The following is an 18277-nucleotide window of genomic DNA, read 5'->3' as shown; positions in this document are numbered from 1 at the left end:
ACAGAATAAAAAAGGCCTCATCACTTTTCGTCATGAGGCATTCCTTTTTATATACCCATTAAAAACCCGATTAGATTTTCTTTTTTATTTAAGCCTAGTTTTTTCCTTAATCGGTATCTTGCCAGTTCAACTCCTCCATTGGATATATTCATAATTTCTGCAATTTCTTTAGTTGACATGTTCATCAGTAAATAGGTCGATAAATCCAATTCCCTTGGCGAAATTGTTGGGTACTTTTCTTTTAATCTTTTTAGAAAATCAAAATGTACATTTTTAATATGTTTTTCTAAATCTTTCCAGCTTTTATCTGTATTTACCTCTTTTATAATGCTTTTATGGAGCTTATTAAATTCCGATTTTGTTGAATCGTCCAATATATTAGTATCAATGTCTTTCAGTTTGCTTATTATGGTATTCAAAGTTTTGTTCTTTTTTACCACCTGCAAAGAATTGTTCACAAGCTCTTTGTCTTTCGCCAGGATCTTAATCTGAAGCTTATCGTTTTTTAATTTTTCAATTTCTTTTTCTAGCTCATGCTGCTCTTGTCTTATTTTAGATTCTTTTTCAAGATATAAGCGTCTTTGCTCGATAGTTTCGTAATATTTATTTTTTCTGATTTTTAGTTTAATCCTGTTCGAAATTACATATATCCCTACAGCAATTAGCAGCAGATAGATCAGATAAGCTAAAAAATGTCTGTACCACGGAGGCGAAATGGTAAATTTAACCTGATCAATTTCTGAAAGTACACCAAAGCTGTTTCTGGTTCTTAATTTCATTGTATAATTACCTTCCCTTAAATTGGTATATTCCTTAATTGAAATGGGAGACCAACTGCGCCAGGTATCTTCGAAAGGTTCTAATTTATAGGAATAAGTAACATTTTCCTGATTTTCAAATACAGGGGATGAAAATGTAAACTTAACATGATTGTCACTGTAAGATAAATTAAACAGTTTGTCAATTGTTTTCAGATTACCAGTTATAATAGTATCCGAAGGAAAAGAAAAACTCGCTATAAAAGCAGTCGGTTTTGTTATAAATGTATTCGGAATTGTAGCATCATAGTGAGTTAATCCATCGGTTAATCCAATAAAAATATTTTTGGAGTCTATTCTGTTTATCGATATATAGTTATTAACCAGATTACCCGTTAAATTAGAGAATGCTGTCTCTTTTCTAACGAATTTTTCATTATCTTTTTTTTCTAAAACCCCTATAGACTGATGAAATGAATACCACAAATTTCCTTTAGAATCCTGAATTACAGTATTAATCACCGGGATATTTTTAAAAAGACTGCTCATCTTTCTGTCTTCAAAAAAATCATTCTGATCTGTAGAAAATCTGTAAAAATGATTTTTTGTCTGAAAGTAAATTTTATTATTGATTAATTGCAGACTTTCAATTCCCTTATTTACTGCCGATATTTGAGTATGTTTTTTTATGGACTCAAATTTTTTCAGGTCATCAGAAAGTTCCATCTGATATAAATATGGATTTTTCTTTAGCCAAACATAATCATTGTCTAATTCGACTTCGAAAGTACTGGTTGTTTCATCAAAACCCTGAACCTGATTTACAAACTCCGCTTTATTCGATGTAATTTTAAAAATTGAGAAACCATTATAATTTTCTCCGATTGCATACTCAGGATGTTTGGTTATTGGTTTGAATCCAAAATATCCTTTAGTGTCCAGTATTTTTGAAACTTTATTATTCTCTATAACTAAAGCTCCGCTATTACTTGAACATAACAGTACATTATTTATAACCTGAATATTCCATGCCTGGGCAATTGTACCCTCGACTCTGTTAAAAGGTTCATCCGCAAAAGAAGTATTCCATGAATGATAAAACAATCCCTGGTTTGTTGCCACATACAAATTATTCTGATGCAAAACAGATGCGTAAACTGTACCTATATTATAACTATAATCAAAATACGTAAAAGGGGAATTTTCATTTATAAATGTTATTCCATTATCCAGGCCCAGCCAAAGATTATTTTTGTTATCAACAAAGGAAGTTAGTATTGTATTATTTTGAAGTCCCTTTTGGCGATTTAAATGCTGAATTATTTTGCCGTCCAAATCACAAATTATTATACCATTTAAAACCGAATTTAGAACAATAAACTTATTTTTTATGATCGCCCCCCCGAGAGAAGTATTCTTTTTTATAAAGTCATTTGCGTGTGTATTCCATTCCTTTACACTATTAAAATCATATATAAAAAGTCCTTTTTCAAGAGTTGCCAAAAGAATCTTATCGTTTGCTAATGGAAACATGGCCCAAATTTCTTTATCATTTAGGACCTTCGTTGCTTTTAAAGGATATAATTTTTGAACTTTATATTCTAAAATTCCCAATTCCTTATCCTGAAAGTAAAGACGATTCCTTACTACAAAAGAAAACTGGAACTTTTTTGGCGCATTCAGTACCCTAATTTTGTTATTTTTATAAAATAGTGCTTTTGTAAAAGATTGAAAAATTACTTCTTGTTTAAAAATATGAATCCTCCAGATTAAATTTATATCCTTTCCATCTTTGATGCTAATTAACTTTGAAAGGGAATAATATTTTAACTCTCCTTTTTCACCCGCTTTAAAATATCCGAATTCATTATTTCCGCCTACAAAAATTCTTCCGGATTCATCAATTTTCAAACTTCTTATCGCAGTATTATTTGGCAAAGAATATTTACGCCATGTAGAACCGTCAAATTGAATTAACCCACTGTTATTTGCAAAATAAATATTGCCTTTTTTATCCTGATCTATACTCCAGTTTTGAGTACCTCCCTTGTATTCTGTCCGTTTGTAATTCTTAACATTCGGTGTTCCTATACTTTTTACCTGACAAAAAATACCCATGGTAAATAGAAATAGAAGTATACAGAAAATGCCGTTTGTGAATTTCATATCTATCGCAACGTTTTTTACAATAATATATTTAATTGTGATTTTTACATTTATTTAAAACTGGCAATCAAAATGAAAACTATAAGTGAAAGAATTAATTGCATTATAATAAATGTAGTGTTTTTTTAGAATAATTAACATTATTATAACAATACAATTATTTTTTTAATTATTTGAAAATCAAAAATTTAAAAAAATTATGATGTGTTTTTGTAAAGTATTAATTGGAAGTTTGATGTGTTTTTGTAATGATCAGAAATTACGGTTATTTAACATTTAACTTTTATCATTGCATCAAATTACTAATTAATTAACCAAAATTTTTAGAAAAATGAAATTAACAAAATTACTTCTTTTTTGTTTTTCATCATTATTGTTTTCAATTATTGCAATAGCACAAGATGTTACGGTAAACGGAACAGTAAATGATGAAAGTGGAATGCCCGTCCCTGGGGCAACAGTATTAATTAAAGGCACTAACAAAGCAACAGCTTCAGACTTCGATGGAAAATTTCAAATCAGTGCTCCATCTAACGGTACATTAACAATAAGCTTTGTCGGATATAACACAGTACAGGAGGCTGTAAATGGAAGAACTAAAATTGAAATCAGATTAAAACCTGAATCACAAACCTTAAATGAAGTTGTAGTAGTAGGATACGGAACGCAAAAGAAAAGTGTTGTAACCGGTGCAATTTCTTCAATAAAAGCAGAACAAATCGCCACGTTGTCTGTTGGTTTGTCTACACAAGTATTACAAGGACAAGCTGCCGGTGTAACTGTTATGGCACAATCAGGAGCGCCCGGAGCGGGAGCTAAAGTTCGTATTCGTGGAGCAGGATCCAACGGTAACTCTGACCCTATTTATGTGGTTGACGGAATGCGAACAGGGAATATCGATTTCCTTGACTCTAATGACATTGAAAAGATAGAAATCTTAAAAGATGCTGCGTCAGCGGCTATTTATGGAGCTGATGGAGGTAATGGAGTAGTAATGATTACGACTAAAAAAGGAAAAGCAGGATCTATGAAAGTTACTTACAGCAATCAATTTGGTTTTCAGTCTTTGAGAACAAAATTAGAAATGATGAGTGCTGATCAGTACGTTAAATGGATTGACGAAACAAAACCTCCGGGCAACAGACCAAATGTAGCAGACTGGGAAGGTAAAAAAGGAACAGACTGGCTTGATGAAGCAGCTGAAGATGCAGCACCAATGCACCACCACACACTTCAATTAGCAGGAGGAAATGAAGTTTCAACTTTTTTACTTTCAGGTAATTTTTTCAGTCAGGATGGTATTTTTGGAGGAGATAAAACCAATTTTAAGCGTACAACCGTTAGATTAAACTCCAATCACAAGGTAAGCAGATATTTAGAACTTGGAGAGAATTTCTCACTTTCAGTAAACAAACGTAAAGCTTTTACTGAGGATGACAGTTTTAATGGTATCATGAACCATGCAATGTTAATGGATCCCTTAACTCCTGTTTTTTATCCAAACGGAACAGCGTTGCCACAGCATGTTCAGGATGCATTGGCGTCAGGAAAAGTACTGATCAAGAATAAAAACGGAGAGTACTATGGTATCTCGGAATATATTGATGGAGAAATAGCAAATCCAATTGGACAAATTGCAATTGACCATGGTTTAAGCCAGGAAACTAAAATTATTGGTAATGTATATGCCAATATCAAGCCTTTTGAAGGATTTGTTTTTACAACACGTTACGGTATTGAGCAGGCATTCAACAATTATGATGACTGGTCACAAAAAGCCTGGTGGAACTCAACTAAAGAAAACACTACAAATTCTAAAACTTACAATCAGGGAATTTTCAAAACATGGTTGTTTGAAAACTTCGCAACTTACACCAAAACAATCGGTAAGCATGAATTCTCTGCTATGATAGGTATGTCTGCTCAGGACACTGAATATCGTTATTTGAATACGCGTGCATCTGGTATGATTAAGGAAGGTGATCAATGGGCGCCTGTTGGAGAAACTCCTGTAACGGGAACTATATCCGGTAACATAACGCCATCATCTATGAATTCTTATTTTGGACGTCTTACTTATTCATATGATAATAAATATTTATTTCAGGCTTCTTTGAGAAATGATAACTCTTCCCTTTTTGCACCGGATAAACGTGCCGGGTATTTCCCTGCAGTATCTGCGGGATGGATCATCTCTAATGAATCATTTTGGGGAACTGAAACTGTAAATCATTTAAAATTAAGAGCATCATGGGGTCAAAATGGTTCTACATCTAATATTGCTGCAGGCCAATGGCAGGCATTCATTACCAAAGATGGTTTAAAATACCCGGATGCATTAGGCAATTATCATACTGTAGGTGAACTTAAAGCATTACCTAACGAAGACATTACCTGGGAAACAACCGAGCAAACCGATTTAGGATTTGATGTAAGAGCTTTCGAAAACAAATTAACATTTGGTTTTGACTATTATAAAAAAGTCACAAAAGATTTATTAACTCCTTCATCCCCACCTTTGTCAACTGGTTACGCAGCTCCATATGCCAATGCCGGTGATGTAACAAACAAAGGATTTGAAATTGAAGCCGGATGGAGAGAATCCGGACGTAAATTTAACTACGGGATCAACTTAAACCTGACTACAATTAAAAATGAAGTTACGTATTTAAACCCATTACTTACAAGAGTTGACGGAGCGAATCTTCCTGTATTAGGAACTGTAACTTCTTTCGAATTAGGAAAACCGGTTTGGTATTTCAGAGGATATAAAACAGATGGTATATTCCAAAATCAGGCACAAATTGACGCTTATAAAACAGCTTTAGGAAATGTTACCACATGGAACCCAACTCCGGGTGCGCCTGTAGTTGTTGATACGAATGGTGATGGTGATATTACAGATCAGGATAAAACCTATATTGGAGATCCTCATCATGATGTAATAATTTCATCTACTATAGATTTTGAATACAAAGGATTTGATCTTAAGATTTTTGCACAAGGTGCATTTGGAGGAGAAAACTTCCTGGCATTAGCGAGAGTTGATAACCCGGCTTCTAACCGTCCTTCATTCTTTTATACTGACAGATGGACAGGGGAAGGAAGTACTAATAGCTTTCCAAAAGCATCTTATAGTGATCCTATCATTTACACAAGTGATTTAATGGTTCAGGATGCTTCTTATGTAAAAATTAAACAAATTCAATTAGGATATAACTTTAAATCAGAATTATTAAGCCAGATAAAAGTGAGTAACCTGAGACTGTATGTTTCATTGGATGATTTCTTCACATTTACAAAATACAAAGGAATTGATCCGGAAGTAGGAAGTTTTTCAAATAACTCACAAGGTATTGACAGAGGTTTGTATCCAAATGCAAGCAGAATCATGACAGGATTATCAGTATCATTTTAATTCAAAGACGAATACAAAAAATTAATAACGATGAAAAAATTATTATATAAAATATCCTTATTTGCAGGATTAGCTATTATGCTGGTTTCCTGTGCAGACGATTTCTTAGACAAGCCGGTTTATGGTGTTTTGGCTGCTGATGATTATTTCAAAACCGAAGAAGAACTTCAGGAAGGTGTATTTGCATGCTATGATGTGCTGCAATGGGCATATACTACCGACTGGAATTCTATGTATGTTGTAAAATCATTCCCTGCAGACGAAACACACGCAGGTGGTGGTTCAGATGGTGATCAGCCTTCTTACCAGCAATTAGACGATTTTTCATATACAGCTGAAAACAAACCAATTGAACATTCTTTTAAAACCATGTATTTTGGTATCATGAGAGCTAATGCTATCATTAATATTGCTCAAGGGGATTCGCCTGCAAAAATTCAAATGATAGCTGAAGCCAAAGCTTTAAGAGCATTTTTTTATTTTGAATTAGTTTCTATGTGGGGAGGAGTTCCATTAAGACTGGCACTTCCGGGCGCATCTGAATTTGCGCTTGAAAAATCGACTCCGGAACAAATCTATGCGCAAATTCACAAAGATTTAGATGAGGCTATTCCAAATCTGCCTAAAAAAAGTGAGTATCCTGTTGCAATGCGTTTTAGAATGTCAAAAGGAACTGCTCAGGCTATAAAAGGTAAAGCTTATTTATACCAAAAAATGTATCCTGAAGCTGCTGATGCATTTGATGATGTAATAACTTCAACTGAATATGACCTTGCTCCTGATTATTCAAAATTATTTTTAAAAGAATCTGAATACGGTTTAGAATCTTTGTTTGAAGTTGGTTATAATATTACTGGGTATGATTGGGGTAATTTTCAATGGGGAGGAAACCGCTCCATGGAAAACAATATAAACTGGCAATTAATGGGACCTAGAGGAGATTATTATACAACAGGAACTTCAGGACTTCTGCCTGGTTGGGGCTTTAACTATCCAACCGCTAAAATGGCTCAGGCATTTGATGCAGAAGGTGATGTTATTAGAAAAAATGCTTCAATATTGTCAGTTGCCGATCTTAGAACAAAATATGGCGGAGACTGGATAGTAGATAAGGATCTGGATTGGACTGAAGCACCACCGGTTTGGGGAATGGAAGGTTATTTCAGACTTAAATATGGTTCTTTAAAGTCTGAAACAGTTGCAAGCCCGGGTGTTGCTGAATTAAACTACGGAACAAACATTAGACTGATCAGGTTTGCTGATGTTTTATTAATGGCAGCAGAAGCAAATCTTTTAGCAGGAAACACTACAGACGCACAGAAGTATTTTACTAAAGTTCGTGACAGGGTAGATTTACCTGTCAAAACTGTTACTCTGGACGCAATTAAAACTGAAAGAAGATTAGAATTAGCATTTGAAGGATTCAGATTCCTTGATTTAATTCGTTGGGGTGATGCAGCAACAGTCCTTAAAAACCAAGGATTTAAGAAGAACGGTAATTTTGTTGATAAGCATAGCTTATATCCAATACCTTCTGCAGAGATTCTTAACAATAGTAAGATGACACCAAATCCAGGTTGGGGTAGTTAAAAACATGAAATATCAGTGCTCTAAAAGCACTGATTTCTTTAAAAATATGAAAATGGATTCACTCAAATCGTGAATCATTTCAGGTTAAGTTAAGTTAAGTTTGGTTGTTAGAATAGCCCATATTCTTTTTTGATTATGGGCTGTTTTTTAAATCATTTTAAAGAATTCAAAAAAAATATTTATGCCTAAGTCTTAAATTATTTAAAACATATACAATGAAAAAAATTGGCTTTATTATTACTTGTTTATGTTTATCTTTTTCTGTTTATCCACAGCAGAAAAAACCAAAGCAGACAAAAGAATTTACAACAAATAATAAAACGATCACAGTGTACACCACTGCTGATAATACAAAATTAAGGTTAACCCCTACAGATAATTTAAAATTCTCACCTTCTAAACAGCCTGTAGAAACTGAAATTTCAGTTTTTGTAGAACCTTCCAAAAAATTTCAGACTTTTATTGGAATTGGAGGTGCCATTACTGATGCAAGTGCCGAAATATTTGCAAAACTATCCAAAGAAAAACAAACTGAATTCCTAAATGCTTATTATGATACTCAAAAAGGTATAGGCTATTCATTGCTAAGAACAACGATACAAAGTTCTGATTTTAGCAGTGGAAGCTATTCTTATATTCAGGAAGGCGATACCGAATTAAAGACTTTTTCAATTGAACACGATAAAGAATTTAGAATTCCTTTAATCAAACAAGCCATAAAAGCTGCCGGAGGAAAAATACCCACCTATGCAACGCCATGGTCGCCAAACGCTTTTATGAAAACCAATAAAAGTGTACTTAAAGGCGGAAAATTATTACCTGAATTTTACCAGCCCTGGGCTAATATGTATGCCAAATTTATCAAAGCATATGAAAAAGAAGGAATTCCAATTTGGGCAACCTCCGTACAAAATGAGCCTATGGCAACACAAACGTGGGAATCCTGCCTGTACACTGCCGAAGATGAGAGAGATTTTCTGAAAAACTTTCTTGGACCAACATTAAAAAAAGAAGGTTTAGGAAATGTAAAAATTATTGCCTGGGATCATAACCGCGATTTGATGGTACAAAGAGCAAATGTAATTTTTTCAGATCCGGAAGCATCAAAATATGTTTGGGGAATGGGTTTCCACTGGTATGAAACCTGGACCGGAGCTCAGCCTATGTTTGAAAATGTAGCGAGGGTTCATGAAGCGTATCCGGATAAAAAATTAATATTTACAGAAGGCTGTGTCGAAAGATTCGATGCTGCTAAATATCAGTTTTGGCCAAATGCTGAAAGATATGGAACCTCTATGATTAATGATTTTAATAACGGAACTGTTGCCTGGACCGATTGGAATATTCTTTTAGATCAGTTTGGAGGACCAAACCATGTTGGCAATTTTTGCTTCGCCCCTATTCATGCCGATACCACAACTGGTGAATTAATTTATACGCCATCTTATTATTATATTGGTCATTTTTCTAAGTTTATTCGCCCCAATGCTGTTAGGGTAAGCACATCTGTAAGCAGAAGTTATTTGTCCAGTACTTCTTTCTTAAATAAAAATGGAAACATGACAACTGTAGTAATGAATCACACGGATAATGAAATCACTTATAATTTAATTGTCGCAACTGAAAAAACAGTCGTAAAAATTCCTGCACACGCAATACAAACTTTAGTTTATTGATTATTTTGTTTAGTAAGGAGGGCTAATAAATTAGCCCTCACTTAATTAATCATAAAACACAATGACACAAATTATTATGGTTAATGCCAATTCTAAAATCAGACCGCTCAAGATTCAAAAGTCAAAACAAGGTTGAAAGTAAAATAGAATCTACAAAGTAAGTGTAAAACATATGATTAACGTTTTTTAAAAGATGAGCTTTTATTTACAGAGCTTTAAAATGGTAGTTTTGGAGAATAAAATTTTTTAATATGAAAAAAATAAACATCGTTGTTTTGTTATTGATGCTTTTTGCGAGCTCTTCATTTTATACTCAGAGTTTAAAAATGATGAGCTATAATATACGTTTAGACGTTGCTTCAGACGGAGAAAATGCATGGTCAAACCGAAAAGATTATTTTACGTCTCAAATTCAGTTTTACAGTCCTGACATCTTAGGAGTTCAGGAGGCAACCCCTGGTCAGGTTGTTGATATTGCTTCGGCTTTGCCTGAATACAGCAGGTTTGGAATAGGAAGAGAAGAGAATGAAACAGGAGAAGCTTGTACTATTTATTATAAAAAAGAACGCTTTAAAGCAGAACAGATAAATACATTTTGGCTTTCAGAAACACCAAATAAAGTATCAAAAGGCTGGGATGCTGCATGCAACAGAATTTGTACGTATGCCCTTTTTAAAGACTTAAAAACAAAGAAATTATTCTGGGTTTTTAATACACATCTGGATCATGTGGGTAATGAAGCCAGAGTAAAAGGAGTGCAGCTAATTCTTTCTAAAATGAAAGAAATAAATTCTAAAAATTACGCCGCATTTCTGATGGGTGATTTTAACTCAGAACCCAATACAAATCAGATTGCAGAAGTAAAAAAAGAAATGGATGACACCAAAGACGTTTCAAAAGAAAAACCTTTCGGGCCTTACGGAACATTCAATGGTTTTAAACAGAATGAACCGGTTACATTGCTCATAGATTACATATTTATTTCTAAAAATAGCGGATTAACAATTCAAAAACATGCCGTTTTAAGTGATTCAAAAGATTTAAAATATCCTTCAGATCATTTGCCAGTTTATATAGAAGTTAATTAAAATTGCTATTTACTTAATTATCAGAATAAAATTTAGAACAAACAATTAATCTCAAAACTTAAAACAAATAATTATATACAAAGACAGTCAAAGAATAAAACAATTTATTTCATGAAAAAAATAACAACAATGACCCTGTTGATGGTTTCGTTTTTTGCGGTGGCCCAGCAACAGACAATAGATCAAAAGGTAAATGATTTATTGAAAAAAATGACACTGGAAGAAAAAATAGGTCAGCTTAATCAATACACAGGAGATAATCAGGCAACGGGACCAATTACAATTAATCCAAACAAGCAAAACGAAATTAAACAAGGTTTAATTGGTTCGATGCTGAATATTATCGGGACAAAATATACCAGACAATATCAGGAGCTGGCAATGCAGTCACGTCTTAAAATTCCGTTGTTATTTGGTCAGGACGTTATTCACGGATATAAAACCACATTTCCAATTCCGCTGGCAGAAGCGGCAAGCTGGGATTTAGCAGCTATTGAATTAGCAGCAAGAGTTGCGGCAACAGAAGCTGCGGCAAGCGGGATTCACTGGACATTTGCACCAATGGTAGACATTGGCCGTGACCCGCGTTGGGGAAGAGTAATGGAAGGTGCTGGAGAAGATACTTATCTGGGATCTAAAATTGCGTATGCAAGAGTAAAAGGATTTCAGGGAAATAAACTAGGTGATTTAAATTCGGTTATGGCTTGTGTGAAACACTTTGCAGCATATGGAGCCGCTACTGGTGGAAGAGATTATAACTCTGTTGACATGAGTGAAAGAATGCTTTGGGAAACTTACCTTCCTCCTTTTAAAGCCGCTTTAGATGCCGGTGCAGCAACTTTCATGAACTCATTTAATGACCTAAACGGAGTACCGGCAACAGGAAATGTACAATTACAAAGAGATATCTTAAAAGGAAAATGGAACTTTCAGGGCTTTGTAGTTTCAGACTGGGGTTCTATTGGCGAAATGGTTGCTCACGGTTATTCTAAAGATCTTAAAGCCGCTGCCTATTCTGCCATTACCGCAGGAAGTGATATGGATATGGAAAGTAATGCCTACCGTTATAATTTAGCAGAATTGGTAAAAGAAGGAAAAGTTTCTGTTGATGTAATCGATGACGCCGTAAAACGTATTTTGCGCAAGAAATTTGAATTAGGATTATTTGAAAATCCATACAAATATTCAGATGAAAAAAGAGCTGAAAAAGTACTTAATAATCCTGAAAACAGAAAAGCAGCTCTTGAAGTAGCTGAAAAAAGTATCGTATTATTAAAGAATGATAACCAGATATTACCACTTTCTAAAAACTTAAAAACTATTGCCTTCATTGGTCCAATGGTAAAAGAATATAAAGCTAATATGGGATTCTGGTCGGTAGAATTACCAGACGTAGATTACAGTAAATGGGTGGTTTCGCAATGGGACGGTATGCAAAATAAAGTAGGCAGGAATACAAAATTACTTTATGCAAAAGGTTGTGAAGTTACCGGAGATAATAAAGATGGTTTTGCAGAAGCAGTTGCAAAAGCAAAACAGGCAGATGTCGTAATTTTAAGTATTGGTGAAAGACATGATATGAGCGGAGAAGCAAAAAGCAGAAGCGATTTGCATTTACCGGGAGTTCAGGAAGATTTAGTAAAAGCAATTCAGGCAACAGGAAAGCCGGTTGTAGTTTTGGTAAATGCCGGAAGACCGCTTATTTTTAACTGGACAGCAGATAATGTTTCTGCGATTGTATATACATGGTGGTTAGGAACCGAAGCTGGAAATGCAATTGCTGATGTTCTATTTGGTGATTATAATCCATCTGGCAAACTGCCTATGACTTTCCCTAGAGAAATAGGACAAATCCCTATTTATTACAATCATTTCAGTACAGGAAGACCAGCTCCGGATGAAGATGCGAAAGGATATGTTTCTTCTTATATCGATTTAAAAAATTCACCTAAATTCGCTTTCGGTTACGGGTTGAGCTATACAAAATTTGATTATTCAGGTTTGAAATTATCTTCAGCAAAAATAAAAAGCAACGAAAACATTAAAGTATCATTTCAATTATCTAATGTCGGAAAAGTGACTGGAGAAGAAGTCGTTCAATTATATATAAAAGACAAATTTGGTTCGGTGGTCAGACCCGTTTTAGAATTAAGAGATTTCCAGAAAGTAAAATTAAATGCCGGAGAATCTAAAACTATTGAGTTTACAATTGACAAAGAAAAACTTTCTTTCTACAATAATAAATTAGAATGGAATACTGAACCGGGAGATTTCGAAGTTATGATTGGGGCTTCATCAGCAGATATTAAGCTAAAATCTGGTTTTGAGTTAATAGAGTAAAATAAGATTTAAAATAGAAAATACCTCAGTTACGCTTTTTTATGTAATTGAGGCATTTTTATATTTAAATTCTCAAATCTGGTTAGAATGATTTTTAAAAATTTTTGCTGTAAAATTTTTTTGAATGAAAATCAGCAAATAAACCGTACATTTGCAGTCCTTTAAGAAAGAATATTGAAATATTTCTTTATATTTACTTATGTTTAGACGAATAAATAACGACAAAATCGGGAATGTTTTAAACTATTTTGCATCACAGATAGACTACTTATCTATGACCAAAACGTTGAAACTGCTTTATATTCTGGACGAAACTTCCATCAAGGAAACAGGTACTCCTGTTACTTGGCTTGACTATAAAGTTTGGGAAAATGGACCTGTTGCTATAGATGTCTATAATGAAATCAAACATCAGGAGGTTTTTTGTTACCAAGGCAAAGAGTTATCACTACTACAATCTATTCATTTGGAAAAAAAATTCAATTCTGATAGAAACACAGAGGAAGTTTACTTAAAACCTAATGGCAGTTTTAACAAAACCATCTTTAACAGATATGAATTAAATCTATTAGAAACTATTGTTTTCAAATATGGAAATTGGAATGCTACAGAATTAATTAATTTCCTTCATGAAGAAGGCTCCCTTTGGCACAAAATGGTTTCTGAACATAATTTAAAAGATCACTTCAAACAAATAGGAAAAATCACAAACCATTCTATTGAATTCAATGATTTATTAGAAAACAATCCTATTTTGCAAATGGCCGCAAAATCCTCATTTGAAGCTTTATCTTTTCAGGAAAGTATAAGCTAAATAAATATGCTTGAAGAAATTTTACAGCAAGGTCATTTAGTATTAATTGAAGATTATCAATTTCAGGATGGAAATGACAGTAAAGACAAATTTTTGATTGTGATAAATCGAAATAATGAATTTGCTTATATCATTCATACCTTAACTACATCTCAAAACAAATTGAATTTGCCCTCTGATAATTTTGGATGTTCAGTAGTGGGAAATATTCCATATTTTTTTATTCAAAAGGGAATCGAGCTAGGTAAAAATAAATTTAGTTTTAATAAAGACACCTTTATATTTTTCAGAAATAATGTTCGAAAAGAGAGCCTTTCTTCTTTTCTTAAATACAATGAAAACAATCTTATTTTAAAGGAAAAATTACCTAATAGTTTTTTGAAAAGACTTTTGAAATGTATGCTCAAATCTGATTTTATTGATCTGAATATAGAAACGGAATTAATTGCAATTAAAGAACAACTTTAAATATAAAAATGCCTCCAAAAAATTGGAGGCATTTTTTGTAACTAATAAGAATTTATTTCGCAGCTTCTACTTTAGCTTTTACTTCTGCTTCCGTACCTTCAAAAACTTCTGTAGTTGTTTTGCCATTTTCGGTTTTGGTTACAGTTCCTACCGTAACGCCATTTGTAGTTGCAAGGTTAACCTCAACTCTGTTTTTATCAGTATCAAAATGAGCCAGACATTTAGCTGTTTCTTCTGCAGAGCATCCTTTTTCTTTGCACATTTTAATACATTCTTCTTTGGTCATTCCGGACATGTCTCCACATTTAGAGATTCCTGCATGCATTTCAGTTTTTGCACAACAAGAAGCTTTTCCGGCAATATCTGATGGAGCATGACCATCACCCAAAATTGGTGCGATTACCAATCCAATTAAACAAGTTAGTTTAATTAAAATATTCATCGAAGGCCCTGAAGTGTCCTTAAATGGATCTCCAACCGTATCTCCGGTTACTGCAGCTTTATGGGCATCAGAACCTTTATAAGTCATTTCACCATTGATCATCACTCCGGCTTCAAAAGATTTTTTGGCATTATCCCAGGCACCTCCGGCATTGTTTTGAAAAACGGCCCACAACACTCCTGAAACTGTAACTCCGGCCATGTATCCTCCCAGCATTTCAGCAATTAACTGATTGTTATCTGCATAAACTAATTTTCCTAAAAGTACAATTGCAATCGGGAAACCAATTGTTAATATTCCGGGCAGCATCATTTCGCGCAAAGCGGCTTTTGTCGAAATTTCCACACATTTTCCGTATTCCGGTTTTCCGGTTCCTTCCATAATTCCCGGAATTTCCTTAAACTGACGACGAACTTCGTACACCATATCCATAGCCGCTTTTCCAACAGAATTCATAGCTAATGCAGAGAAAACTACCGGAATCATTCCACCAACAAAAAGCATCGCTAAAACCGGTGCTTTAAAAATATTGATTCCGTCAATTCCGGTAAAAGTTACGTAAGCTGCAAATAAGGCTAATGAAGTTAAGGCTGCAGAAGCAATGGCAAAACCTTTTCCGGTTGCTGCAGTTGTATTTCCAACTGAATCTAAAATATCAGTTCTGGTACGAACTTCTTTAGGTAATTCGCTCATCTCGGCAATTCCTCCGGCGTTGTCTGAGATTGGTCCAAAAGCATCAATTGCTAATTGCATCGCTGTTGTTGCCATCATTGCAGATGCTGCTAAAGCCACACCGTAAAACCCTGCCAAAGCATAAGAAATCCAAATCGCAACAGCAAACAATAATACGGTTGGAAAAGTAGAAACCATTCCAGTCGCCAAACCAGCGATAACGTTTGTTCCTGCTCCTGTTGAAGATTTCTGAACAATTGCCAAAACTGGTTTTGTTCCTAATCCTGTATAATATTCGGTTACCGAAGAAATTGCTCCTCCAACCACCAATCCAACTAATGTCGCATAAAAAACCCGCATGGAGGAAATCTGATAAGCACCTTCTCCAAAAAATTCCATTGTCATTACTTCAGGCAGCATATATTTTACTAAAAAATAACAAGCTCCAGCTGTTAAAACGATAGAAACCCAGTTACCTATATTTAAGGCTTTCTGAACTTGCGCTTCTTTTGCATTATCATCTGATATTTTCACTAAAAAAGTTCCTATTATTGAAAATAAGATCCCAAAACCGGCAATTGCCATTGGAAGTAAAATTGGTCCTATTCCGCCAAAAGCATCATTGATACTTCCGCCCATATCTTTTATTACGTAGTTTCCGAGAACCATGGCAGCTAATACTGTTGCTACATACGAGCCAAATAAATCAGCTCCCATACCAGCCACGTCCCCCACATTATCTCCAACGTTATCTGCAATTGTTGCCGGATTACGAGGATCATCTTCCGGGATTCCTGCTTCAACTTTACCAACTAAATCAGCTCCCACATCGGCAGCTTTTGTATAAATTCCACCGCCAACTCTGGCAAACAATGCGATTGATTCAGCTCCAAGAGAAAATCCTGCTAATGTTTCCAGAACAACTGTCATCGTTTCGGTATCTTTCCAGACTCCGTCTGAAAACAGATTAAAGAAAATTATAAAGAAAGCCGTCAAACCCAGAACTGCCAAACCTGCTACTCCTAAGCCCATTACGGTTCCGCCTCCAAAAGAAACTTTTAATGCCTGAGGTAAGCTTGTCCTAGCCGCCTGAGTAGTTCTAACGTTTGTTTTGGTTGCAATCCTCATCCCGATATTTCCAGCATAAGCTGAAAATAAGGCCCCGAAAATAAATGCTATTACGATCAATAAATGTGTTTTTACTCCCGGAATAAAAGTAATCCCTGCCAAAACTAAACTGGCAATAATTACGAAAATGGTTAGTAGCTTATATTCTGCTTTTAAGAAGGCCAGAGCTCCTTCGTAAATGTAATCGGAGATCTCTTTCATCTTACCATCGCCGGCATCTTGTTTTAAAACCCAACTCCTTTTTATTCCCATGAAAAGTAATCCTAAAACTGCCATTGCAATAGGCAGGTAAATCATAAATGCATTCATATTTTATTGGTTTTTGGTTAATAGTCAACGAACTAACTAAACGAATTTAAACAAAAAAGCAATACTCTTAACGGAGTATTGCTTTTTTTACAAAATATGATGCCTGAAATTATTTAATACTAAATAATCCTTCTGGTTTGTTTTCAATCTGATTAAAACGATCTGTACATTCTTTAATAATAGCGAATGCTTCGTTTACATCTCCCCATCCTTCTACATCAACTTTTTTGTTTTCAAGGTCTTTGTAAACTTGGAAGAAGTGCTCAATTTCTTTTACTAAGTGAACATTAATATCACTTAAATCGTTTAATTTATTCCAAATTGGATCTGAAACTGGTACACAGATAATTTTTTCATCTGGTCCTTTATCATCTGCCATGTGGAAAACACCAATTGGTTTAACTTCCATAACACATCCAGGGAAAGTTGGTTCGTTTACTAAAACCAATACATCAAGAGGGTCACCGTCTAAAGCTAAAGTTTCAGGGATAAATCCGTAATCTGCAGGGTACATCATTGAAGAGAATAACATTCTGTCGAAACGCATTCTTTTGATTTCAAAATCGTACTCATATTTATTTCTGCTTCCTCTTGGTATTTCGATCAATACATCGAAAGTTGTTAGTTTGTCTGCGGTCATTTTCTTTTTTTATTATATCTATAATTCGGTTGCAAAAGTAACCCAAAGAATCCTTTTTTACAATGAAAAAAATACATTAATCTATATCCTTTATTCATTATTTAATATACTTTCCTTTTATATAACAGCTAGTTAATATGTAATCTTACGATTTCTCTTATTTAAGTAATAATGCCAAAGCAAATAGGTCGGCATAAGACCGGTACGGACTCCATTGTTCTGCATGAATTTCCATTTCTTTCTTATCGTGAATATTCAATAATTCTTTGATAGTATTTACGACTGCAATATCGCCAAGCGGAATCAAATCAGGCTCCTGAAGACAGAACATCAAATAGATATCTATGGTCCAGTTTCCAATACCTTTTAATCGAATGAGTTCTTCACGGACTTGTTTTGCCGACTTTAAAGCCAGACTTTCTATATCCAGTTCTTTATTTAAAATCGCTTCTGCTAAAATTTTAATGTATTTTGTTTTCTGGCGGCTTACTCCGAGGCTGCTAAATTCTTCGTCCGTCAGAACCGACATGTTCTCGGGATTGCAAATTGTATAATTCTTGATTTTCAAAAATGTAGCTTTCGCCGAATCTATAGAAACCTGTTGCTCCAAAATTAACAATACCAAAGTTTCGAAATCCTGTGGCCGTTTTGGGATTGATGGTAATCCGTACTTTTCAACGATTTCCCGAAATATTGGATTCTTGGATGAAAGAAAATCGATGGCTTCTTGCATAACGGAGATTTTTAGCCCTGATTACTTCACTTAAC

The 18277-nt window shown here is 34.3% G+C and carries 11 protein-coding genes; 7 read left to right on the top strand and 4 right to left on the bottom strand.

The genetic code is table 11. The features are described from left to right. Nucleotides 1–47: 47 nt before the first annotated feature. Nucleotides 48–2924 carry a triple tyrosine motif-containing protein gene (locus GXM16_RS01865; protein ID WP_163392159.1) on the bottom strand — a complete coding sequence of 959 codons (2877 nt, stop codon included), beginning with the start codon at nt 2922–2924 and terminating at the stop codon, nt 48–50. Nucleotides 2925–3255: 331 nt separating this feature from the next. Between GXM16_RS01865 and GXM16_RS01860 the strand changes: the two genes are divergently transcribed. The 7 genes from GXM16_RS01860 (at nt 3256) to GXM16_RS01830 (ending at nt 14318) form a co-directional block, all read left to right on the top strand. Next, nucleotides 3256–6342, top strand: coding sequence for a SusC/RagA family TonB-linked outer membrane protein (locus tag GXM16_RS01860; protein WP_163392157.1), 3087 nt, complete (start codon nt 3256–3258; stop codon nt 6340–6342). A 30-nt stretch (nt 6343–6372) separates the two neighbouring features. Further along, nucleotides 6373–7932 carry a RagB/SusD family nutrient uptake outer membrane protein gene (locus tag GXM16_RS01855; protein ID WP_163392155.1) on the top strand — a complete coding sequence of 520 codons (1560 nt, stop codon included), beginning with the start codon at nt 6373–6375 and terminating at the stop codon, nt 7930–7932. Between the two features lie 215 nt (nt 7933–8147). Further along, complete coding sequence (locus tag GXM16_RS01850) at nt 8148–9608, top strand: glycoside hydrolase family 30 protein (protein WP_163392153.1); 1461 nt, start codon at nt 8148–8150, stop codon at nt 9606–9608. Between the two features lie 251 nt (nt 9609–9859). Further along, nucleotides 9860–10696 (top strand): endonuclease/exonuclease/phosphatase family protein, encoded by an 837-nt coding sequence (locus GXM16_RS01845; RefSeq protein WP_163392151.1) that lies wholly within the window; start codon nt 9860–9862, stop codon nt 10694–10696. Between the two features lie 111 nt (nt 10697–10807). Continuing rightward, nucleotides 10808–13036, top strand: coding sequence for a glycoside hydrolase family 3 N-terminal domain-containing protein (locus tag GXM16_RS01840; RefSeq protein WP_163392149.1), 2229 nt, complete (start codon nt 10808–10810; stop codon nt 13034–13036). A gap of 199 nt (nt 13037–13235) precedes the next feature. Beyond that, the gene (locus tag GXM16_RS01835; protein ID WP_163392147.1) at nt 13236–13850 is read left to right on the top strand and encodes a Panacea domain-containing protein; all 615 of its coding nucleotides are present in this window, start codon (nt 13236–13238) and stop codon (nt 13848–13850) included. A 6-nt stretch (nt 13851–13856) separates the two neighbouring features. Then, nucleotides 13857–14318 (top strand): hypothetical protein, encoded by a 462-nt coding sequence (locus GXM16_RS01830; RefSeq protein WP_163392145.1) that lies wholly within the window; start codon nt 13857–13859, stop codon nt 14316–14318. 52 nt (nt 14319–14370) lie between these two features. Here the strand turns inward: GXM16_RS01830 and GXM16_RS01825 are convergent, their stop codons facing one another. The 3 genes from GXM16_RS01825 to GXM16_RS01815 all read right to left on the bottom strand — a co-directional run bounded on the left by GXM16_RS01825 (nt 14371) and on the right by GXM16_RS01815 (nt 18242). After that, a complete protein-coding gene (locus GXM16_RS01825; RefSeq protein WP_163392143.1) occupies nt 14371–16869 on the bottom strand; it encodes a sodium-translocating pyrophosphatase in 2499 nt (832 codons plus the stop codon). 109 nt (nt 16870–16978) lie between these two features. Beyond that, nucleotides 16979–17509 carry an inorganic diphosphatase gene (locus GXM16_RS01820; protein ID WP_163392141.1) on the bottom strand — a complete coding sequence of 177 codons (531 nt, stop codon included), beginning with the start codon at nt 17507–17509 and terminating at the stop codon, nt 16979–16981. A gap of 157 nt (nt 17510–17666) precedes the next feature. Next, complete coding sequence (locus tag GXM16_RS01815) at nt 17667–18242, bottom strand: DNA-3-methyladenine glycosylase family protein (RefSeq protein WP_229684154.1); 576 nt, start codon at nt 18240–18242, stop codon at nt 17667–17669. Nucleotides 18243–18277: the final 35 nt, after the last annotated feature.

The sequence above is a fragment of the Flavobacterium limi genome (assembly GCF_010645075.1).
Lineage (GTDB): Bacteria > Bacteroidota > Bacteroidia > Flavobacteriales > Flavobacteriaceae > Flavobacterium > Flavobacterium limi.
This window is presented reverse-complemented; position numbering and strand designations above follow the sequence as displayed.